At 59.0% G+C, this 21,662-nt stretch carries 19 protein-coding genes; 7 read left to right on the forward strand and 12 right to left on the reverse strand.

Annotated features, from left to right (window positions below; genetic code table 11):
• Positions 1-77: 77 nt before the first annotated feature.
• Both KVG85_RS25275 and tadA read left to right on the forward strand, forming a co-directional pair.
• The gene (locus tag KVG85_RS25275) at positions 78-1,454 is read left to right on the forward strand and encodes a multicopper oxidase family protein (protein WP_071173477.1); all 1,377 of its coding nucleotides are present in this window, start codon (positions 78-80) and stop codon (positions 1,452-1,454) included.
• A complete protein-coding gene (tadA, locus tag KVG85_RS25280) occupies positions 1,454-1,954 on the forward strand; it encodes a tRNA adenosine(34) deaminase TadA (protein WP_217865320.1) in 501 nt (166 codons plus the stop codon). The genes KVG85_RS25275 and tadA overlap by 1 nt, the downstream gene beginning before the upstream one ends.
• 166 nt (positions 1,955-2,120) lie before the next feature.
• Here tadA and cmoB read toward each other — a convergent pair whose 3' ends face one another.
• The 5 genes from cmoB to lon all read right to left on the reverse strand — a co-directional run bounded on the left by cmoB (position 2,121) and on the right by lon (position 8,300).
• Complete coding sequence (cmoB, locus tag KVG85_RS25285) at positions 2,121-3,077, reverse strand: tRNA 5-methoxyuridine(34)/uridine 5-oxyacetic acid(34) synthase CmoB (protein ID WP_217865321.1); 957 nt, start codon at positions 3,075-3,077, stop codon at positions 2,121-2,123.
• On the reverse strand, positions 3,074-3,817 hold the full coding sequence (gene cmoA, locus KVG85_RS25290) for a carboxy-S-adenosyl-L-methionine synthase CmoA (protein WP_016773355.1): 744 nt from the start codon (positions 3,815-3,817) through the stop codon (positions 3,074-3,076). Before cmoA ends, cmoB begins: the two co-directional genes overlap by 4 nt.
• A gap of 208 nt (positions 3,818-4,025) precedes the next feature.
• Positions 4,026-4,418, reverse strand: coding sequence for a protease inhibitor I42 family protein (locus KVG85_RS25295; RefSeq protein ID WP_217865322.1), 393 nt, complete (start codon positions 4,416-4,418; stop codon positions 4,026-4,028).
• 293 nt (positions 4,419-4,711) lie between these two features.
• Complete coding sequence (locus KVG85_RS25300) at positions 4,712-5,716, reverse strand: hypothetical protein (protein WP_217865323.1); 1,005 nt, start codon at positions 5,714-5,716, stop codon at positions 4,712-4,714.
• 169 nt (positions 5,717-5,885) lie between these two features.
• Complete coding sequence (gene lon / locus KVG85_RS25305; protein WP_225926902.1) at positions 5,886-8,300, reverse strand: endopeptidase La; 2,415 nt, start codon at positions 8,298-8,300, stop codon at positions 5,886-5,888.
• Positions 8,301-8,548: 248 nt separating this feature from the next.
• On the opposite strand from lon, the gene KVG85_RS25310 reads away from it, so the two are divergent.
• Positions 8,549-9,718 (forward strand): ATP-binding protein, encoded by a 1,170-nt coding sequence (locus KVG85_RS25310; RefSeq protein WP_217865324.1) that lies wholly within the window; start codon positions 8,549-8,551, stop codon positions 9,716-9,718.
• Between the two features lie 557 nt (positions 9,719-10,275).
• On the opposite strand, the gene KVG85_RS25315 is transcribed toward KVG85_RS25310, so the two are convergent.
• From KVG85_RS25315 to KVG85_RS25335, 5 genes are all read right to left on the reverse strand, one after another.
• Positions 10,276-10,653: a hypothetical protein gene (locus KVG85_RS25315; RefSeq protein WP_217865325.1), complete on the reverse strand. Its 378-nt coding sequence runs from the start codon at positions 10,651-10,653 to the stop codon at positions 10,276-10,278.
• Positions 10,641-11,096: a hypothetical protein gene (locus KVG85_RS25320; protein ID WP_217865326.1), complete on the reverse strand. Its 456-nt coding sequence runs from the start codon at positions 11,094-11,096 to the stop codon at positions 10,641-10,643. Before KVG85_RS25320 ends, KVG85_RS25315 begins: the two co-directional genes overlap by 13 nt.
• A 301-nt stretch (positions 11,097-11,397) precedes the next feature.
• Positions 11,398-13,809 (reverse strand): glucose/quinate/shikimate family membrane-bound PQQ-dependent dehydrogenase, encoded by a 2,412-nt coding sequence (locus tag KVG85_RS25325; RefSeq protein ID WP_217865327.1) that lies wholly within the window; start codon positions 13,807-13,809, stop codon positions 11,398-11,400.
• Positions 13,810-14,026: 217 nt separating this feature from the next.
• Positions 14,027-15,388, reverse strand: a complete 1,362-nt coding sequence (locus KVG85_RS25330) for a carbohydrate porin (protein ID WP_217865328.1) — start codon at positions 15,386-15,388, stop codon at positions 14,027-14,029.
• A complete protein-coding gene (locus KVG85_RS25335; protein ID WP_160768406.1) occupies positions 15,381-15,563 on the reverse strand; it encodes a hypothetical protein in 183 nt (60 codons plus the stop codon). Before KVG85_RS25335 ends, KVG85_RS25330 begins: the two co-directional genes overlap by 8 nt.
• Positions 15,564-15,688: 125 nt before the next feature.
• Between KVG85_RS25335 and KVG85_RS25340 the strand changes: the two genes are divergently transcribed.
• Positions 15,689-15,919 carry a VF530 family protein gene (locus tag KVG85_RS25340; RefSeq protein WP_217865329.1) on the forward strand — a complete coding sequence of 77 codons (231 nt, stop codon included), beginning with the start codon at positions 15,689-15,691 and terminating at the stop codon, positions 15,917-15,919.
• 1 nt (position 15,920) lies between these two features.
• Positions 15,921-16,559: a Pr6Pr family membrane protein gene (locus KVG85_RS25345; protein WP_217865330.1), complete on the forward strand. Its 639-nt coding sequence runs from the start codon at positions 15,921-15,923 to the stop codon at positions 16,557-16,559.
• Positions 16,560-16,680: 121 nt separating this feature from the next.
• On the opposite strand, the gene KVG85_RS25350 is transcribed toward KVG85_RS25345, so the two are convergent.
• Positions 16,681-17,466, reverse strand: a complete 786-nt coding sequence (locus KVG85_RS25350) for a siderophore-interacting protein (RefSeq protein ID WP_217865331.1) — start codon at positions 17,464-17,466, stop codon at positions 16,681-16,683.
• Positions 17,463-18,038, reverse strand: a complete 576-nt coding sequence (locus tag KVG85_RS25355; RefSeq protein ID WP_217865332.1) for a PadR family transcriptional regulator — start codon at positions 18,036-18,038, stop codon at positions 17,463-17,465. The genes KVG85_RS25350 and KVG85_RS25355 overlap by 4 nt, the downstream gene beginning before the upstream one ends.
• Before the next feature lie 495 nt (positions 18,039-18,533).
• Here KVG85_RS25355 and KVG85_RS25360 point away from each other — a divergent pair, with 495 nt between their 5' ends.
• On the forward strand, positions 18,534-19,022 hold the full coding sequence (locus tag KVG85_RS25360; protein ID WP_217865333.1) for a CS1 type fimbrial major subunit: 489 nt from the start codon (positions 18,534-18,536) through the stop codon (positions 19,020-19,022).
• A 115-nt stretch (positions 19,023-19,137) separates the two neighbouring features.
• Entirely contained in the window at positions 19,138-21,660 is a 2,523-nt protein-coding gene (locus KVG85_RS25365) for a TcfC E-set like domain-containing protein (RefSeq protein WP_217865334.1), read from the forward strand.
• Positions 21,661-21,662: the final 2 nt, after the last annotated feature.

A 21,662-nucleotide genomic window follows, 5' to 3' on the forward strand; every position in this document is an offset into this window, starting at 1 on the left:
TCAACTGCGGGTGTATCGTATTCGCCTTTTTGCGGATCCCTCGGGGTCTGTCGCTGATACGTGAGGTAGTTGAGTTCATGTCCTTTACCCGTCGCCAAATCCTCGGTGGCCTGGCCGGTCTTGTTGTCGTTGGCGTGGGCGCGGGAGGCGCGTCGCGTTACTGGCTGGGCAAGATGGCCGACGCCGAGGCCGGCCACGACTATGAACTGATCGCCGCGCCGCTGGACGTCGAGCTGGTGCCGGGGCACAAGACCGAGGCCTGGGCGTTCGGCCCTTCGGCGCCGGGCACTGAGTTGCGCGTGCGCCAGGGTGAATGGCTGCGGGTGCGCTTCATCAATCACCTGCCGGTGGCGACTACCATTCACTGGCACGGTATCCGCCTGCCGCTGGAGATGGACGGCGTGCCCTACGTATCGCAGTTGCCGGTGCTGCCGGGCGAATATTTCGACTATAAATTCCGCGTGCCGGACGCTGGCAGCTACTGGTATCACCCGCATGTCAGCAGCAGCGAGGAACTGGGGCGCGGGCTGGTCGGGCCGCTGATCATCGAAGAACGCGAGCCGACCGGGTTCAAGTACGAGAAAACCCTGAGCCTGAAGAACTGGCACATCGACGAGCAAGGCCAGTTCGTCGAGTTCAGCATCCCCCGCGAAGCGGCCCGTGGCGGTACCGCCGGGCGCCTGTCGACGATCAATGGTGTACCGTTGCCGGTGATTGATCTGCCGGCCGGGCAGATCACCCGGGTGCGTTTGCTCAACCTCGACAATACCCTGACCTATCGCATCAATATTCCTGGGGTCGAAGCGAAGATCTACGCGCTGGATGGCAACCCTGTCGAGCCACGACCATTGGGCAAGGAATACTGGCTCGGCCCTGGCATGCGCATTTGCCTGGCGATCAAGGCCCCGGCGGCGGGTGAAGAGTTGTCGCTGCGTAACGGCCCGGTGCGTCTGGGCACGCTGCGTTCAGTCGCCAATACCGACGCGCCGACGGACTGGCCGAAAGCCCTGCCGGCCAACCCGGTGGCCGAGCCGGATCTGGCCAATGCGGAGAAACTCAACTTCAATTTCGAATGGGTCGGCTCGGTCTCGGTGAACACCGAAAACGGCAAACCGCCGAGCCTGTGGCAGATCAACGGCAAGGCTTGGGACATCACCGACAAGACCTGTGCTGACCGACCGATTGCCAGCCTGAAACTGGGTCAGAGCTATATTTTCGAATTGAAGAACATGACCCAGTACCAGCACCCGATCCACCTGCACGGCATGAGCTTCAAGGTGATCGCGTCGAACCGGCACAAAGTCGTGCCGTATTTCACCGACACCTATCTGTTGGGCAAGAACGAGCGTGCGCAAGTGGCGCTGGTGGCGGATAACCCAGGGGTGTGGATGTTCCACTGCCATGTCATCGACCACATGGAAACCGGCTTGATGGCCGCGATCGAGGTGAAGTGATGCGCCAGATCCGCCCGGCGGCGATCATCGACCGCAGCCGCGACCGCGACTTCATGCGCGAAGCCCTGACCCTCGCCGCACAGGGCGCCGCCCTCGGTGAGGTGCCGGTGGGCGCAGTGCTGGTGCAGGATGGCGTGGTCATCGGTCGCGGCTTCAATTGCCCGATCAGCACCAGCGACCCGAGTGCCCACGCCGAAATGGTCGCGATCCGCGCCGCCGCGCAGGCAGTGGATAACTATCGCCTGCCGGGCAGCACGCTGTATGTGACGCTGGAACCGTGCAGCATGTGCGCCGGGCTGATCGTGCATTCGCGGGTGGCGCGGGTGGTGTACGGCGCGCTGGAACCCAAGGCCGGGATTGTGCAGAGTCAGGGACAGTTTTTTACCCAGGGCTTTTTGAATCACCGGGTGTTGTATGAGGGCGGGGTGCTGGCTGAAGAGTGTGGTGCGGTGCTGATCGAGTTTTTCCGCGCCAGACGCACCAAAAGCCCCTCACCCTAACCCTCTCCCAGAGGGAGAGGGGACCGACCGAGTTGGATGGACCAAGTCCGCCGACCTGAAATACCGAGTCGGACGCAAGTTTTGAAAAGCTCAACAATCAGCTCCCTCTCCCTGGGGAGAGGGCTGGGGTGAGGGGTAGGCCCACCGCGGTCATGGGAAAATACGCTTACTTCCTGGCGACGATAACCGCCCGCATCGGCGCCGGCAGCCCTTCAATGGTTTTGCTGTGATCCTCAGGATCCAGAAAATCACTCAGCGACTGATACTTCATCCACTCCGTCCCGCGTTGTTCTTCCACCGTCGTGGTACTGACATCCACACAACGAATATCGGTGAATCCGGCTCTGCGCAGCCACAACTCCAGCGCCGGCACCGACGGCAAAAACCACACGTTGCGCATCTGCGCGTAGCGATCTTCCGGTACCAGCACCTGATGCTTGTCGCCTTCGACCACGAGGGTTTCCAGCACCAGTTCGCCGCCCTTGACCAGGCAGTCCTTCAGCGCCAGCAAATGCTCGATCGGCGAGCGACGGTGATAGAACACGCCCATGGAAAAAACCGTGTCAAAGCCTTCCAGATTCGGCGGCAGGTCTTCAAACGGGAACGGCAGGTGCCAGGCATTCGGCTCGGACAGGTAACGCTGCACCGCCTGGAACTGGCAGAAGAACAGCCAGTTCGGGTCGACACCGATCACGCTGTCGGCACCGGCGCCGAGCATGCGCCACATGTAGTAGCCGTTGCCGCAGCCCACGTCGAGAATGCGTTTTCCTTTCAGATCCAGATGCGGCGCCACGCGCGACCACTTCCAGTCCGAGCGCCATTCGGTGTCGACATGCACACCGAACAGATCGAATGGCCCTTTGCGCCACGGCGACAGACCCATCAGCGCGGTGCGCATCTGTGCGCGGGTGTCGTCGTCGCAATCGGTGTCGAGTTTCAGGCCGTTGAGCAGGTCGATTTCGCTTGGCTGGATCTTCGGCAAGGCGTCCAGCGCACTTTGCCAGCGCTCCAGATCGCCGTGGCCTTTCTCCATTTTCTTGTCGAGTTGCGCTTGCAGGGTGTTGGCCCATTCGGCCAGCGGTGTACCTGCCAGACGGCGGGCGAGGGGGGACAGATCAATCATGGCAAGGCAATCAACGAGGCAAAGTTAAGACACTGGAACCACGGCACGACTTTCGAGAACCCGGCGGCCAGCAGGCGTTCGCGGTGTTCTTCGAGGCTGTCGGGCTTCATGACGTTTTCGATGGCGCTGCGCTTCTGGGCGATTTCCAGTTCGCTGTAGCCGTTGGCGCGTTTGAACGCCACGTGCAGATCGGTGAGCAGCGCATGCTCTTCGGCATCGTTGAAGCGCAGCTTCTCCGAGAGAATCAGCGCGCCGCCGGGCAACAACGATTGGCGAATGCGTGAGAGCAACGCGGTGCGCTGGTCCGGGGCGATGAATTGCAGGGTGAAGTTCAGCGCCACCACCGACGCGGGCTGAAACTCCAGCGCGAGGATATCGCCCTCGATCACCTCGACCGGCAGCAGTTCCTGGAACATTGAATCCTGACCGTTGAGGTATTCGCGACAGCGCTCGACCATCGCCGCCGAATTATCCACAGCGATGACCCGGCAGCCGTCGGTGCGCACATGACGGCGCAGGGCTTGAGTGACTGCGCCGAGCGACGAACCGAGGTCGTAGAGCACGCTGTTCGGCTGGGCGAACTGCGCCGCGAGCACGCCGAGGTTTTCGACGATGGTCGGGTAACCCGGCACCGAGCGCTTGATCATGTCCGGGAACACCCGCACCACGTCTTCATTGAAGGCGAAGTCAGGCACCTGGGCCAAAGGCTGGGCGAATAGGCGATCGGGTTCTTTGCTCACGGCGGCGTCCGGCGGTGTCGGTGGAAAAGGCCGGCATTTTAGCCAAAGTGGCGCGGGGATGCTTGGGTTGTCTGATAAAGCACAGTACGGGCGGGTAATCTTCGCCGTCAGAGATATGGCTTTCGCGAGCAGGCTCGCTCCCACAGGGGGGCGTGGTGTCCTGTGGGAGCGAGCCTGCTCGCGAAGAAGCCAGCGCCGTTTCCCGCAGTCAGTTCACGGAAATGGCGCAGTCAAAGGTTTCCACTGGCAGCACTTCCGGAGCCCACGGTTGTTGCGAGGTCAGGCGCAAGCGCCCGGTGCCCGCCGCGAAGGCCTGGAAGCGCCAGGTCGAAACCCCCGCTGCGCCCACTACGCCGGCATCCTCCGGATTGCTGTAAACCTCCGGGCTGAGCGCGCGCAACACGCCGCCAGCCGAATCCTGAATCGCCCAGCGGTAGCCAGTGGTCGGGTTGCTTGGCAGGCTGATGATCAGGTTTTGCCTGACGTTGAGCCCCACGGGGCATTCGCTTTGTTTTTCCACAGTCACGTTGTGTTTCGGTTGCGTGGCGCAGGCCGCCAGCAAGGAAAGGGCGAGGGGGACGAACAGGCGAGTGGGGGACATAAGGTCAGCAGCTCCGGCGGTTACGACGAACGGCGAGCATAACTGAAGATGCGACAAAGTGTGACAGTCAGGGAGAGTGGTGTTGCGAGAGCTGGCGCCTTCGCGAGCAGGCTCGCTCCCACAATGATCAGCAGTGTCGACAGTTTTTGTGTTCACTGCATCACCCTGCGGGACCGAGCCTGCTCGCGAAGGCGGCATTGCAATGATCATCAGAAGAGAACCTTCGCCACGTCCGCAAGCTTCTTGACGAAATGTACGGTATCGCCTGTCTCTGCTGATGAAGATAGCCTCAATCAATCCTTGGCCAGGTAAATATCGAAATCGGCGTTGATGTTCAAGACCGAGCCGTTGGGTGTTATGGCTTTTACCAACAAGGCCTTCGCGTGGTAGCGACGTTCATCGGTAACTTCCAGTTCAAGCGTTGCTTCAAGTATGTCCAGGCTCCAATTTATATATCCATCGCCCACGTAACGCATTTCGCTATATTGCAACAGCGTAAATGGGCTGCCCACACTTGGATAGTGATAGGTTCCAGAAGTGATTTCTTTCTTCAAGTGAACTGAAAATGAGCGAGCATCACTGGTTATATAAGTGTTTGGGTAAACTTTTCCGCTTTGGGTGTTGAAGTTAATGTCTTCCAGAAAAAATGCATCAGTGTAGTTTAGGCTCGAAGAGTGAAATGGAGCTCTTGCAAATGACGTTTCGCCCGGTTCCATGGAAACAGGAAACGTCGCGTTGAATTCTCCGGTCAGGTTTTGCAATCTTGTGCTTGCTGGACTTCCTTTCGACGGCATGCTGCTTGAAATTCTCGGACTGCTGTTGAAGGTTACTAGAACGTCAAAGCGTGACGTGATTTCCAGGTTTTCTCCGTTGATCAGCACTTCGAATCGGAGTTCACCAGAGTAACGGCGCCCGTCTTCAGTAATGCTCAGCTCAAGCTCAGCCTTGGTCGCCTTGTGCACCACGAAGTTGAAATTGGTGTCGGAGTTCTGAAATTCTCCATAGGTTACCTGGACCACTGAAGCGTCCTGCGGAAATACGTAGGTGCCAGATGCGATCTCTGATTTAAGCGTAATGCCTATGCTTCGATGGTCGCTGGTTGTCGTGGGTAATGGCTGGGTGCCCGAGTTGCTGTCAAAGTTCAGATACTCAAGGGATCTGGCCATTCGGTTGTGCACTGTCTGCGAATGATAGGGATAGCGTGCTTCGCCTGGATCGCCGGGTCTGGTGAATGAAGCTTCGAAGCGTCCGCAAAGGTTATGCATGAAGCAGGTATGAGGCGCGTTGTGATTGTTCATCAGGTACTCACGAGTAGAGGGCAAATAGAACAATCAGTGTGGGTAGTGCGCATGAAAAAAAGTACTGTCAGAGTTGACAGTACTTTAGATTCCTATGCTTGGATCTGACTGGTTTTAACAGCAGATTCATATAAGCGCTGCGGTACGGCCCGCAGCACTTAAACTCGCGTTAGAACAAGACTTTCGCCACATCCGCAAACCGCTTGGCAAAGTGCACAGTAATCCCTTCCTTCAGGTAATCCGGCAATTCCTCAAAGTTACCCCGGTTCGGCTCCGGCAGAATCAATTCGAAAATCTTCTGCCGGCGCGCTGCGATCACCTTCTCGCGCACGCCGCCGATCGGCAGCACATGCCCGGTCAGGGTCAGTTCGCCGGTCATCGCCACGCCTTTTTTCGGTGGCTGATTACGTGCGAGCGAGAGCAGGGCGCTGGCCATGGTTACGCCGGCGCTCGGGCCGTCCTTCGGTGTTGCGCCTTCCGGCACGTGCAGGTGGACGAAGGCTTCGTCGAAGAACTTCGCGTCGCCGCCAAACTGCTTGAGGTGCGAGCTGACGTAGCTGTAGGCGATTTCCGCCGATTCCTTCATCACATCGCCGAGTTGCCCAGTGAGCTTGAAGCCACGATTCAAGGTATGAATCCGCGTCGCTTCGATTGGCAAGGTCGCGCCGCCCATGCTGGTCCAGGCCAGACCAGTGATTACCCCGGTGCCGGAAAGCACTTGTTCATTGCGGAATACAGGATGGCCCAGCGAGGCTTCGAGGTCTTTCGGGCCGAGTTTGATCACCGCTTTCGGATCGTCGATCAGCTTCATCACCGCTTTGCGCACCAGTTTGCCCATCTGCTTTTCCAGCTGCCGCACGCCGGCTTCACGGGCATAGCCGTCGATCAGGGCTTTGAGCGCGGTGTCGCTGATGCTCAGGCTGCCTTTTGATACGCCGGCCTTTTCCAGCAGTTTCGGCCACAGGTGACGCTTGGCGATGGCGACTTTTTCTTCAGTGATGTAGCCCGACAGGCGAATCACTTCCATCCGGTCGAGCAACGGGCCGGGGATCGAATCCAGGGTGTTGGCGGTGCAGACGAAAAGGACTTTTGACAGATCCATGCGCAGGTCGAGGTAGTGGTCGAGGAATTCGACGTTCTGCTCAGGATCGAGGGTTTCCAGCAGCGCCGAGGCCGGGTCGCCCTGATAGCTCTGGCCCATCTTGTCGATCTCGTCGAGCATGATCACCGGGTTCATCACTGCGACGTCTTTCAACGCCTGCACCAGTTTGCCCGGCTGCGCGCCAATGTAGGTGCGGCGGTGGCCCTTGATTTCCGCTTCGTCGCGCATGCCGCCGACGCTGAAGCGGTAGAACGGCCGGCCGAGGGATTCGGCGATGGATTTGCCAACGCTGGTTTTACCCACGCCCGGCGGGCCGACCAGCAACACGATCGAGCCGCTGATTTCGCCTTTGTACGCACCAACGGCGAGGAATTCGAGGATGCGATCCTTGATGTCGTCCAGACCGGCGTGATGCTTGTCGAGGATTTTGCGTGCGTGCTTGAGGTCGAGTTTGTCCTCGCCGTACACGCCCCACGGTACCGATGTTGCCCAGTCCAGATAATTACGCGTGACGGCGTATTCCGGCGAGCCGGTTTCGAGGATCGACAGTTTGTGGATTTCTTCCTCGAGGCGCTTCTGCACCTGGGCCGGCAGGGTTTTGCCTTCGAGACGCTGCTGGAACTGTTCGAGGTCGGCGCTGCGGTCGTCCTTGGTCAGGCCGAGTTCCTGCTGGATGACCTTGAGCTGTTCCTTGAGGAAGAACTCGCGCTGATGCTCGCCGATCTTGCGGTTAACCTCCGCCGAAATCTCTTTTTGCAAGCGCGCGACTTCGACTTCCTTGCGCAGCATCGGCAGGACTTTTTCCATGCGCTTGAGCATCGGCACGCAGTCGAGCACTTCTTGCAGCTCGGGACCGGTCGCCGAGGTCAGCGCGGCGGCAAAATCGGTCAGCGGCGACGGGTCGTTGGGGCTGAAGCGATTGAGGTAGTTCTTCAGCTCTTCGCTGTACAGCGGGTTGAGCGGCAGCAGCTCCTTGATCGCATTGATCAGCGCCATGCCGTAGGCCTTGACCTCGTCGGTCGGCTCGGTCGGCTGGTGCGGGTATTCGACTTCGACCAGGTACGGCGGGCGATGGTGCTTGAGCCAGGTCTTGATGCGCACTCGGCTCAGGCCCTGGGCGACGAATTGCAGTTTGCCGTTTTCGCGGCTGGCGTGGTGAACCTTGACCAGCGTGCCGTATTCGGGGAGGGCGCCGGTGTCGAAGTGGCGCGGGTCTTCCTGGGGCGTGTCCATGAAGAACAGGGCCAGGGAGTGGTGTTCGGATTTGCTGACCAGTTCGAGGGTTTCGGCCCACGGCTCTTCATTGACGATGACCGGCAGGACCTGGGCCGGGAAGAACGGACGGTTGTGGATCGGAATGATGTAGACCTTGTCCGGCAGGTTTTGCCCGGGCAGCGCCAGGCCGGTGCCGGAGGAGGTGTGTTCGATGTGGTCGTTTTCGTAATCGTCGTGGTTGTCCGGGCGATCTTGCTGGTCGGTCATGGGGCACCTGCGCAATGGGGTATGGGGTCTTAGATGGGGCAGGGGTGGGGGGGTTTCAATGGGGCGGGTGTGTTTCTGCGTGTGTGTTCAGGTTTGCAAAGTTTTTGACCTTGTTAACCTTGGCGGCCTTTGGGCGGTGGCGAGATCCTTTAGGTCGGCACGGGTGCCTATTGAAATCTAACAATGTCTGCGCACAAATAGCAAAAAGCGCTAGTCTTGGTTAGCTTTAACTATTAAATGGAGTTTTGATGGATCCCTATCGTAATCCGTTCGCCCCCGGGGCTGGTTTTCCACCACCGGAGCTCGCTGGCCGAGACTCTTTTCTCGAAATGGCTCGGATTTCCTGCGGCCGAGCAGTGAGGGGCAAACCTGCACGGTCGCTGATGCTCCTTGGCCTTCGTGGAGTGGGCAAGACGGTACTCCTGAATGAGATCGGCAATATCGCCAGACAAGAGGGGATGCTCGTTTCCCAGCTCGAAGCTCCGGAGAAAAATACACTTTCCACTCTTCTTTACCCTGAACTGCGACGCGTAATGCGTTCACTTTCGGGATTCGAAGGAGCAAAGCACATTGCCACCCGGGGTATGAGCGCCCTGCGCAATTTTGCCTCGATATTCAAAATCGATATCGGTGGCGTTGAGGTGGGCGTTGAGGGTGCTGAACCTGGGCTTGCTGATAGCGGCGATCTGCAACATGATCTTCCAGACCTGTTCGGTGTGATTGGCGAGGGCGCTAAAGCCGCTGGCAAGGGATGGGTGCTGCTCATCGACGAGGTTCAGTACCTCTCGGAAGGCGATCTGTCGGCACTTATCGTTGCGATGCATCGAATGGCCCAGCGCGGGTTGCCTGTGGTTTTGGTTGGGGCAGGACTACCACAGGTTGCCAAATTGGCTGGTGAGGCGAAGTCCTATGCAGAGCGACTTTTCCTCTACCCGCCTGTAGGCGCGCTGGACGAAGAAGCAGCAAAACTTGCTGTTCGAAAACCCGTCGAGGAGGAGGAGCAGACGATCGAAGACGCTGCCCTCCAAGCGATTGTCGCGCGAACGAGGGGCTATCCGTTTTTTCTGCAGGAATGGGGTTCAACTTCATGGGATGTTGCTGCCGGCCCCATGATCACGCTCGCTGATGTCGAACGCGCTTATCCAGAGACTATCGCCGGACTCGATGCCGGCTTCTTCAAGGTTCGTTATGACCGGCTTACCAAAGCCGAGATCCAGTTTGTGATGGCGATGGCCACCCTTGGTGATGGGCCCTATCCTATGGCAGGTATCGCCAAGGTGATGGAGCGTGATCAATCATCGTTAGGCCCGGCCCGGGCCAATATCATTTCCAAAGGTATGATCTACAGCACCGACCATGGTTACCTTGATTTCACCGTTCCTCTTTTCGCGGAATACCTTCGCCGTCGTGGCGAATGAAAATCAGTGGTAGCGCCTTATGTAGTCAGCCGCCGAATTCTTTCCGAAAGTTCTGCCCCGCTTACCTGCCGGTACGCATGGATCAAGAGCATGGGCAGTACTCGATCTTGCGCTCATTGTGGAGCTGCCGAAGGCTGCGATCTTTTGATTTTGATTTTGTGTGGAAGCGAGCCTGCTCGCGAAGGCGGCCTGAATTTGACTAGGTTCCTGGAGTGAATGAAGGTTCCGAAGAATCCGCCGAATTCTGCGATCTTTTGATCCTGGTTCAAAAGCCAGATCGAAACATCGCGCCTTCGCATCGCTAGGCTATAACGCATCCCCTCATTTAATTCTATTTGTTATAGCTGCCTGTCAGATATGACAGTTACGCGCTTATCGATTTTACAGCACGATTGTCCTTCCACTTCGCAATGCAGACGGAACGGATTATGAAAATCGAGAAGGTTAGAACTGCTAAAACGTCAAACACATTCACGGCCACAATTGAGAAGCGCGCGGATTTCGCCGCAAACAGTTTCAGCGTCTATTTCGATGGCACGTATTACCACTGCTATCAATCAATACGCTCCGCTCGGAGTGTTCCTCGTGCCTGAGGTGTATTGGCAACTGACGATCCTTGACTCGCTGTATCGATACAAGGCGGCCAGTCTGGATTTTTCGCAAACATCCATGACCTGCTCAAATTGCTCGGCAGTTGCCTCGACGCGCCACTGTAGTGTTTGGCCTGTCTGACAATTGGATGCGCCAGGCGTGATGTTCATGGATTTCAATTCATTGAGCGCTGCACTGCAGTCTTTTGCCTGCTCTGCGTTATTGTCAGCCTGCGCAGGGATCCAGGCACTGAGTGCGAATATGGCAGCCAGCAGGGCGATACGCAGTTTCGAATAAAGGCTCATACAGAAGGTCCCCACAACCAGCGTTGTCAGATCGGCCACGTCAGTCCCTGAACCACAAAGAATCCATTACAGGTGAGTTCCCGCGTGTCATTCGTGTGCTGTGCTTTGCCGGAAAATTTGTAATCTTTGAGGTCGTATCGGTACACGAAGTTACTGATTTGAGTCACCGCGATAATGGAAGAAGTTGTCGTTTCAAATTCATAGGGACGAGGATCGGCTCGGTCTATGACAATCGTTTCTGAATAGCGCAAAGGGGAAGGATCCTGCGGGTAGCGAAGCGAGATGGAGATGATTCGCGCGCCCGACAAGCTGTCGTTGTGGCGGAAAGAAAAGTCGTATCCCCCTAACACGTTGATGGAAATGGATGTGCTTGAAGTGCTGTAGCTGGTCAAGTCCAGATAATTACCGCTGATGGTGCCTTTGACATCAGTTTCAATAGAGCCGAACGCGAAGACGGCGTTGGGTACGTTTGGGTTTGCCATGAGACCTGCCTCTGTATGATCCGAATAGTGAAGAGGCAAGTCTGGGTAAAAGCGTAAAAGCTGTGAACTGTAATACCTGACAGTTTTTTATTCTTGTTCGCGATAGTTATTCAGGCCCAGCGCATTTTCCGAACGCTACCGACCCGCCTGTCGGAAAACTCCGGCGTATTGATCAGCGTCAGCAGGACGAACCTGTTCACAACCGCTACCACAGGTTTATTCATTGCCTGCCAAGTTGCGCTCACAAAAAAAGGCGATGTCCTTCACGGAACATCGCCTTTTCAATACCGCCAGCTAACGCTTATTCCGGCAGTTTGTACGCAATGATGTAGTCACCCATCTTGGTACCCAGCGAGCCATGGCCGCCAACAACGAGCAACACGTATTGCTTGCCGTCCTTGCCGGTGTAGGTCATCGGAGTCGCTTGACCACCCGCAGGCAGGCGCGATTTCCACAGTTCTTTACCGGTATTCACGTCATAGGCGCGCAGGTACTGGTCGAGGGTGCCGCTGAGGAAGCCGACGCCGCCGGCAGTGACCATAGAACCGCCCATGCTTGGTACGCCGAGGGTGAAGCCGATCGGGATTGGCGAGCTGTCGCGGCTGGTGCCGTTCTTGCGTTTCCACACGACTTTGCCAGTGGTCAGGTCGATACCGGCGACGTAGCCCCAGGCCGGGGCCTGGCACGGTACGCCGAGTGGCGACATGAACGGGTGCATGATCACCGCGTAAGGCGCGCCGGTGTTTGGCTGCACGCCCGAAGTTTCGCTCTCGCGCTTGCTGCCGGCTTCGACTTGCTCGCGTGGGACCATTTTCGAGACGAAGGCCATGTAGTTCGGGCTGGTGAACAGCAGCTGGCGAACCGGGTCGACCGAGACGCCGCCCCAGTTGAACACGCCGACGTTACCCGGATAGATCAGGCTGCCCTGTTCCGATGGCGGGGTGTACTGGCCTTCGTAACGCAGTTCCTTGAACTGGATGCGGCACAGCATCTGGTCGAACGGGCTGGCGCCCCACATGGCTTTTTCGGTGAGTTCCGGGGCCAGCAGGTTGAGGTCCGAACGGGCCTGGGTCGGTGCGGTGTGGTCGCCTTTCACGGCGCCTTGCGGTACCGGGATTTCCTTGATCGGAATGATCGGCGTGCCGTCACGACGGTCAAGGACGTACAGGCTGCCCTGTTTGGTCGGAGCGATCAGCGCAGGTTTCACGCCGTCGGCGGTTTTCATGTCGAGCAGGGTTGGCTGGCTGCCGACGTCCATGTCCCACAGGTCATGGTGGGTGAACTGGTAGTTCCAGCGCACCTTACCGGTGGCCAAGTCCAGTGCGACGAGGCCGGCGCTGAATTTCTCCGCGCCCGGGGTGCGGTTGCCGCCCCATTGGTCTGGAGTCTGGTTGCCCAGTGGCAGGTAAACCATGCCGAGTTTTTCATCGACGCTGGCCAGCGACCACATGTTCGCCGAGTTGCGGCTGTAGGTTTCGCCCGGGGCCAGAGGCTCGGTGGCGTCCGGCTTGTCGCTGTCCCAGTTCCACACCAGGTGACCGTCGCGCACGTCGAAGGCGCGGATCACGCCCGATGGCTCATTGGTCGATTCGTTGTCGGTGACGTGACCGCCCATGATCACCAGATCACGGGTAATCGCTGCTGGCGAGGTGGAGTAGTAGCCGCCAGCGGTGAACGGGCCGATGCCTTGGGTCAGGTCAACCACGCCTTTGTTGCCGAAGCCTTCGCAGATCTTGCCGGTGTCGGCGTTCAACGCAATCAGGCGGGCATCAGCGGTTGGCAGGTACAGACGACGCGGGCAGGCCTGAGCAACAGCCTGGCCGGCTTCGGAGATGACAGCGGAACCGGCGTTTTCAGACTTGGCATAGGCGGCTTCGTCGTAATACGAAACGCCACGGCAAGTCATGTGGGCGAAGCCCTTGAAGCCGACCGGGCTCTTGATCTGTGGATCGAAGCGCCAGATTTCCTTGCCGGTGTCCGGGTCCAGTGCCAGCACTTTGCTGTGCGCGGTGCAGGCGTAGACCATGCCGTTGGCTTTGAGCGGGGTGTTTTCGTTGGTCAGCTCGACCGGGTCATCGGCGGTTGGCAGGTCGCCGGTCTGGATGCGCCAGGCTTCTTGCAGCTTGCCGACGTTTTCCGGGGTGATCTGCTTGAGCGGCGAGTAGCGGTCACCGAACTCGGTGCGACCGTACGCCTGCCAGTCGCCATCCGGCATGGCCGGTGCGGTGCTGGTCATGTCCGCGCTGTCGCGGCCCAGTTCGCCGAAGGTTTCGCCTGGATGAGTGAAGAGGCTGGCCAAAGCGGTAACGCCGGCCAGGATCACAGCGACGGTCAGGCCGCCGGTGCCGATTTTCGCCGGGCCGTTGAGCAGCAGCGGACGACGGAACCACGGCAGCAGCATCACGAAGCCGAGGACAAACCACAGCGCCAGACGCGGCACCAGTTGCCACCAGTCCAGACCGACTTCCCACAATGCCCACACCGTGCTGGCAAACAGCACGATGGCGTACAGGCCCAGTGCCGCGCGGCGGCGCATCAGCAGCAGAACGCCGGTCAATGCGATGCCGATACCGGCCAGCAGATAGTAAAGCGAGCCGCCGAGCATGCTCAGCTTGACTCCCCCGGCCAGCATGGCCAGGCCCATCAGTAGAAGCAGGATGCCGAGCAGGGCGGGTAGTAGCCGACCCCGGCTCGAAGCACTTTCGGTGCTCATAGTGTGATTCTCCGTGACGTTTATGTAGTCCCGCGCTGTAGTCACTTTAGATGACGATTTGGCGCAGGCATGGTTCAGATAAAAACTTGTTCGGCTAACGAAAAGCATTCCTGTGGGAGCGAGCCTGCTCGCGAAAGCGGTGTATCAGGCAACACTGCAGCGACTGACAGGCCGCCTTCGCGAGCAGGCTCGCTCCCACAGGGGCTAACTGTGATCTTTAGAACGACGACTGGATCTTGATTCCGCCGATCAGGGCGTCGTCGACGTCGTTCACGCCACCGGGGTGGCGGATGTATTGCAGGTTCGGGCGTACGGTCAGCCAGTTGGTCACGTGCACGCCGTAATACAGCTCGGCGCTGTATTCGGTGTCCTGCGGTGGCAGGAACGCCGGATTGTCGTAGTCGTAGACGGCGTTGGCGCGGTTAGTCATTTCGGCGTTCTTGCGATAGGCCGGGTTGACGTGCACACGAGCTAGGGCGAAACCGATGTCATCCTTGGCGCGGGCATCGAACGGACCTTTGTAGGTCAGGCCGGCCTGCACGTAGTTGTCGATGGCATTGGTTTTCTTGTCATGCATCGTCGCGTTGGCGAACAGGCTCAAACCACGACTGTTATCGCTGGCGACACTGGTGACCTGCTGCTGCAGGCCCAGCCACACGCCGTGCTTGCTCGACGCGCTGCGGTAGGCTTCGCCACTCAGCGCTGCCGGTTGGCCGTTCTGGTCTTTATAAACGTCAGAGGCCTTGGCATTGCTGTAGTAATAACCGGCGCGGTATTCGCCCGGCAGGCCGTTGAGCTTCGGCGTCCACACCAGTTCGACCGGCAGGATCGCGCCCTGGGTGCCGCTGCCGCTGAGTTTGAAACCGTTGCCGCGATCGAGGTTCGACGGGTTCTGCTCGTAGGCGCCGACCTGCGCATACAGCTCCGGCGTCAGGTGATATTTGACCCGCAGCGCCCACTGGCTGACCGGCCAGTTGTACCAGATGCCGCCGACCCAGTTGCCGACCTGCGAGCCGCAGAAGGCCAGGTTCTGGAAGTCGCAAGGGAAGCTGTTGAAGTCTTCGCCTTCGCCGAAGCGGCCGACCTTGATGTCGAGTTTCTGATCGAAGAATTTCTGCTGGTACCACATCTGCGTCAGGCGCGTGGTCTGGCCACGGCCCCAGACTTCCTGGGCGGAAGTGAAGCCGCCAACGCGCGGGTCGTTGATGCGGTCGTTGCTGATGTTGTTGCCGCTGCGCTTGGTGATGGTCAACTGAAATTCAGCGTCGTTCCAACCGAGGATCTTCTGCAGATCCAGATGGGTGCCGAGGCCGAACTGGTCGCTGTAGCGCGCAGTGCGGTCGTGGTCATAACCGCCGTGCAGGTTGCTGCCCATTTCGCCGGTGTAATCGAGTTTGAAGTCGTAGCCTTTTTCCGCAAGTTCTGTGCGCGTGCCGTTCCAGTCACCGAGCATGTACGGTGATTCACTATCGAAGGCCGGCGCCGCGTGGGCACAGGTAGCCAAGCCAAGGGCGGTGCAGCCGCCAAGGGTGCGCAGCGCAGAGATAGCGCTGTCTCGGGAGAAGAAAAAGTCAGGCATGAAGAAGTCTTTTTTTGATGTTTTTTCGAGTGCAGGCCGAGCGCTTCAGATTGTCGCAGGCAGTGAAGCGTTTCAGCGGAAGGGCGGCAGGATAATGATCTGTAACAAATTGAGAAAGGGCTTTTGCAGACATGCAGCGTTTCGGATTCGGTAACAGTGCGGCAAACGGGCGCATTGTGAGTCGGGCCGCAGCCTGCGATCTTCCCGGGTTGGCCTACATTTGCAGGAAGGCCTTCCACCTGCTCTGCCCCTCGGCTAAGGTGCGCGGCTTCTGCATATCACTTCGCCCAAAGGCCCGGCATGAACGAACAATCCCCCGATCCGCTGCACGGCGTGACCCTCGAACAGATCCTCAACGCACTGGTGACTCACTACGAGTGGTCGGGGCTCGCCGAGCGCATCGACATCCGTTGCTTCAAGAGCGATCCGAGCATCAAGTCGAGCCTGACCTTCCTGCGGAAAACCCCGTGGGCGCGGGAAAAGGTCGAGCGCCTGTACGTCAAGCTGATGCGCACCAGGCGACCGCTCTGAGATGGACAGCGCGAGGCGGCGACGCCTGATCACCGGCCTAGCCGTGTTGGGCTGGGCGGGGCTGGCAATTCAGCTGTACCTGATTTTCTTCGCACGATTGAGCATCGGCGCCAGCCTGCTGGGCGGGCTGGTGAGTTTCTTCAGCTACTTCACCATATTGACCAACACCCTGGTGGCGACGGTGCTGACCTGCGCGGTCACCGAGCGCGAATCCGCCGCGCGGCGCTGGTTTCTGCAACCGTGGGTCAGCAGCGGGATCGCGGTGAGCATCGCCGTGGTCGGTCTGGCCTACAGCATCCTGCTGCGGCACTTGTGGCATCCCGAAGGCTGGCAATTTGTTGCCGACGAATTGCTCCACGACGTCATGCCATTGCTGTTTCTTGGCTATTGGTGGTGCTGCGTCCCCAAGGGCACGTTGCGCCTGTGGCATCTGCCGCTGTGGCTGATTTATCCGTTGGTATATTTCATCTATGCCCTGCTGCGCGGGCATCTGCTCGGCGCCTATGCGTATCCGTTCATTGATGTCGCGGTGTTGGGTTATCCACAGGTGCTGGCAAATGCCGGGGGGATATTGGTGGGGTTTGTGTTGGTGGGCCTGCTGATTATCGGTCTCGACCGCAGATTGTCCGCACGAAGTTGATATTCAATGTGGGAGCGAGCTTGCTCGCGAATGCGGTGTGTCAGTCAGCAAATCTTTCGACTGCGCTGACGCCTTCGCGAGCAGGCTCGCTCCCACCAAGGTGATATGGGTCAGGAAGAGATCACTCTTCCTCGGTGCCTTCCGCGCGCCAGTAGCCGACCGCCTTGATGAACTGTTCATCGAGCCCATGCTCATCGATCAGCACCCGGCGAATCTGCCGCGAGACCTTGGTTTCGGTCGCCACCCAGGCATACAGATTGCCCTTGGGCACTTGCAGTTGCTTGACGGTAGTCAGCAGATTGTCCTTGCCACCTTCACGCAGCACCCAGATCACATTGAACTGCGCCGGGCTTTCCAGCACTTGCTGCTCGGCACCGTTTTCCACCTCGATCACCACCAGCGCCCGGCGATTTGCCGCCAGACCTTCGAGGCGGCGGGCGATGGCGGGGAGGGCGGTTTCGTCGCCGATCAGCAGGTAGCTGTCGAAGATGTCCGGCACGATCATCGAACCGCGTGGCCCGCCAATGTGCAGGAACTGCCCCGGTTGCGCCTGCTCGGCCCAAGTCGAGGCAGGGCCGTCGCCGTGCAGGACGAAATCGATGTCCAGCTCCATTTTTTCCAGGTCGTAACGACGCGGCGTGTAGTCGCGCATCTCCGGCATCGGCCCATTGTCCTTGCCGGCGCCCAGTTGCATCGTCTCCAGCGCCGCCGCTTGTTCGGCGTTCTGCGGGAACAGCAGTTTGACGTGATCGTCCGTCCCCAGGCTGATGAACCCGGCCAGTTCCGGCCCGCCGAGGGTGATGCGGCGCATGCGGGGGGTCAGGTCGGTGACGCGCAGCACTTCAAGTTTGCGCCGTTTGATTTCGTGCATCACGCGGTGAATGGTTTGAGTATCGACTGCAGTCATTCGGCTTTCTCCGGGGCAGGTTGAACGGCAGGGCCGTCGACGATGGCTTTGGCGGTGTCATTGAGCAGGTCGCGTACGCGCAGGATTTCCTCGGCGCTCCAGCGGCCGTGGTGCAGTTGCAGGGCATGACGCAGGTTGTGCACCGCTTCGTGGATTTCCGCCGGACGATCATGACCGCGCAGCGAGCGCTTGCTGACGTCGATGCGCATGCGTACGCCGTCGAGCGCCACCGCTTGTTCACTTAAAGACAAACGACCGGCGTCGGTGACGCTGTAACGCTTTTTGCCCGCCTCGGCATCACCGGCGATCAGATCGCTCTCTTCCAGAAAGGTCAGGGTCGGGTAGATCACCCCGGGGCTGGGGCTGTAGGCGCCGTCGAACATGCCTTCGATCTGCCGGATCAAGTCGTAACCGTGGCAGGGCTGCTCGGCGATCAGCGCCAGCAACAGTAATTTCAAGTCGCCGGGGGCAAAGACTCGCGGGCCGCGGCCGCCTCGTTCGCGACCGGGGCGTTTCTCGAAGCCGTCGCGGCCATCGCCGTGCTCGCGGTGGGGGGAATGATGGTCTCTCATTTCGTTTCTCTCTCGTCGTATTTAGATACAACTTAAGATATATCTTAAGCGCTGCGCAAGACGTTTTTGGCCTTGCCCTGAGCCGGACGGACGAGCGGTCGAGGCGAAAAAAGCTGGAAAAAGTTTTTTGAGCAATAAATCAAAGCGGTGACCGTAAAGTTAAAGTTATCGCTCTAGTTGCACTTGAGTATATATTCTAATTTCTCGCAAGTTGCCGAGTTAAAGCGGCCTAGTTGCTGTATGGTTTTTTGCCTGTAACTGTGTGTAGGGCGCAACTTACAGTGAATGTTGCAAGTATCTGTTTTTTGTTCTTTTTTCCGGCGGGGTGTGGGGTTGTTTAACTACGAGTTTGTCGGAAGTTGCCTGCTTACAATCCAGAGGCAACAGTCGATGATGCCCGCCATTGAAAGTTCAAGTTGCTCTGGCGGTCGATGAGCAAAGGATTTTTGAACTTTCAATGACACCCCCTTATATAAAGCAAACAGGTACTGAACGATGTTCAAGAAAATCGCAATCGCTGCTCCACTGGCTCTTCTGGCACTGTCCTCCACGGCCTTCGCTGCGGGCGAAGCGTCGCACTCCATCAGCCTGATCGCTCATGTGCCAACCAACGGTTTCTATGTGGTGCCGACTGATCCGGATCTGGTCAACAAGGACCAGGACATGAGCTATCAGCCGACCACCGGCAAGATGGCCGACGTCAACGGTTTCTTCGATGTGCGCAATAACAACGGTTCGGTTCATGCCAGCCTGGAAAGCCTGCCGAAACTGGTTGCCGGCAATACCTCAATCGACCTGCAGGTCATGCTCAACAACAAGGAACTGACCCTGACCCCGCAAATGGTCGTCGGTGAATCCGAGTCGGACGTGAACTACCGCGCCCCGCTGAAAATCTCCGCCAAAGGCAGCAACTTCCAGCCGGGCGACTACACCGGTTCCGTGGCGATGATCTTCGACGCCGTGCCACCGGTTGGCGGCAACTGATCGACTGATCAGATTCAAAAAACGCTCGCTTTTCACGCGTGGCGTCAACCGACGGGGCAAGCAGTGATGTTTGCCCCGACGGACTTTCATTGTCAGTCAATCAGAGTACGAGTTCATGTTCCCGATGACCCCCATCGCGGCTGCGCTTGCGCTGTTGTTTTGTGCCAGCGCAGCCGTCGCATCCAACACCGCCGGTACGACGCCACGCAGTCTGTTGGCGCAGGCCAAAGGCCTGCCGGCGGATTTCGAGGAGCATTTCTTTGATGTGCCTCTGGCGGTGCGGGTCGAAGTCGACCAACAGCCGCTGGGTGAGGCCATGGTGGTGTTGTCCCGTGATGATCGCATCACCCTTCTCGAATTCACCGACACCAGCGAAAACCGCTTCGGCCCTGCCGAACGGGAAAAATGGGCAAGCTACCTCAAACCCGGCGTGCCATTGGGTGGGTGCAGCGGCTCCTGCCCGGACCAGTTTCTCGCGGTGCACTACAACCTGGAAAGTTCCCTGGTTTCGATCGTTACCGAAAATGCCGAACGCGACCTCGAAGCCAAGCGTTATTACGAGCAACCGAGCGGCGGCAGCAGCGGCCTGATGGTGCGCAATCAGCTCAACCTCAACGGTGGCCAGGATCAGGACCTCGGCGGACGCTTCGGCCTGGAAGCCAGTTCAAGCCTGGGTAACTGGAGCCAGACGCTGAATCTGCAACTGGCCCGGCTCGGCGGCCCCGACGACAAGCTCTACCACGCCGTGCACGAGCTGCACACCCAGCGCGAACTGCAAGGCAGTTTCTTGCGCCTGGGCTATTTCACCCCCACATCCGAAGGGCTGACGCGCCAGCCGCGCACGTTTGGCACCAGCCCTGATACGGCGGTCGGCATCATGTACGGCAGCTCCGACAGCCTCGCGATCAACAGCCCGATGCCCAGCGTTTACCCGATCTACGTGACCGCCAACCGGCAGGGTTCGGTGGAGATCTGGCGCGACGGGCTGTTGATCAATACCCAATCGGTACCGGCCGGTTTGCAGACCCTCGACACCCGGCCGCTGCCCGGCGGCATTTATGAAGTGGAAGTGCGCCTGATCGAAGACGGTCAGATCACCTCCACTACCCAGGAGTTGGTGTACAAGCCCAGCAACTGGCGCAACCTGGACGAACGCTGGCGCTACAACGTGTTTGCCGGTGAAGAAAGCAAACTGCTGAGCAACTGGGACACGCAATCGAGCGGCAGTCCCACCGCCGGTGCGGCGGTGAACTATCTGCTGCACCCTCGGGTGATTGTCGGCGCGTCGGCGCGGCAGATCCGCGAAAAACTGCAGTACGGCACCTCCATCGACTGGACCCTGGCCAACCACGTCAGCCTGTATGCCAATGTCTACAAGACTGAGGATTACGGCACCGGTCTGGACCTGCAAAGTCTTTACAACTATGGCGCGGGCAGTCTGGTGATCAGCCACAACCGCAGCTGGCTCGATACCACCAATACCTACGACACGCTGCCGGATGGCACGCGCGTTCGTCCACGTAACGTGTTCGTCGGCCAGACCAGCAATTCGTCGCTGGCGCTCAACCATCGAGTGAGCAGCAAGAGCTCGGTCAATGCCCGGGTATCGCATAGCGAAGGTAACGTCGAAGGCGTGGGCCTCGATCTGGGCTGGACACAGCGCACCGTATTGCTGGGCAGTGATGCCAGTTGGCGCCTGTCGGTCTTTGATCGCCCGGGCAGTTTCAGCAGTGGCGATGCGCGCAATCGCGGCGTCGATCTGAGCATCAACCTGGCGTTGGGCGCTCCCGGTCAGCAGCTCACCGGCAGCATCGGTTCACGCACGGCCCGCGACGGCAAACGCGACAACAATGCCTCGCTCGGCTGGCGCAAGGATTTCAAGGATCACGTGCTGCAAAGCGTTTCGGTCACGGCGCTTACCGACACTTACGGCCTGGGCATGTCGAGCCTGACCAATTTCCGCACCGACGCGGTAAACGGCGACGCCTTCGTCCAGCGCTCTTCCTACAACGGCAACTTCACAGGCGGGCTCAACCTCGACAGCACGCTGGTGGTCGGCGGCGAAAAGATGCTCCTGACCAGCCAGAGCGACGTGCGCGGTGCCGGAATGATCGTCGATGTCGAGTCGGATATCGACGACATCGTCCTGCGGGCAGACGATTACAGCGGCGGCGGTGCCGCGCTGAAACCGGGGCGCAATTTCATTCCGATCACCGCCTATCAGAACAGCTCGGTGAGCTTCGACTTCGAAGGCAACACCGTACCGGCCGCCACCATCGAGCCGGCGCGCACCCGCTATCACTTGAACAAGGGCGGCATCGAGTATCGCAAGGTTCGCGTGATGAAAACCCTAACCGTGCTGGGTCGACTGGTCGATGCAAGCGGGCGGCCGCTCAAGGGGCACCACGTGATCAACCACGCCAGCCGTGGTGTGACCGAAGTCGACGGTTTCTTCTCGATGGAAATGAACGCCGGCTCACCCACCCTGGAAGTACGTCAGGGCAATCAGTTGCTGTGTCAGTTCCGCTTGAACGAGGCCGACCACCGCAGCGAAAACGACGTGTTGATGATCGGTGATCTGCGTTGCACGCCGGACACTCTCGCCGACGTCACTACCACCGAAATGAAGGCAGGCTGAGC

This window comes from Pseudomonas triticicola, assembly GCF_019145375.1.
GTDB classification, from domain to species: Bacteria; Pseudomonadota; Gammaproteobacteria; order Pseudomonadales; family Pseudomonadaceae; genus Aquipseudomonas; species Aquipseudomonas triticicola.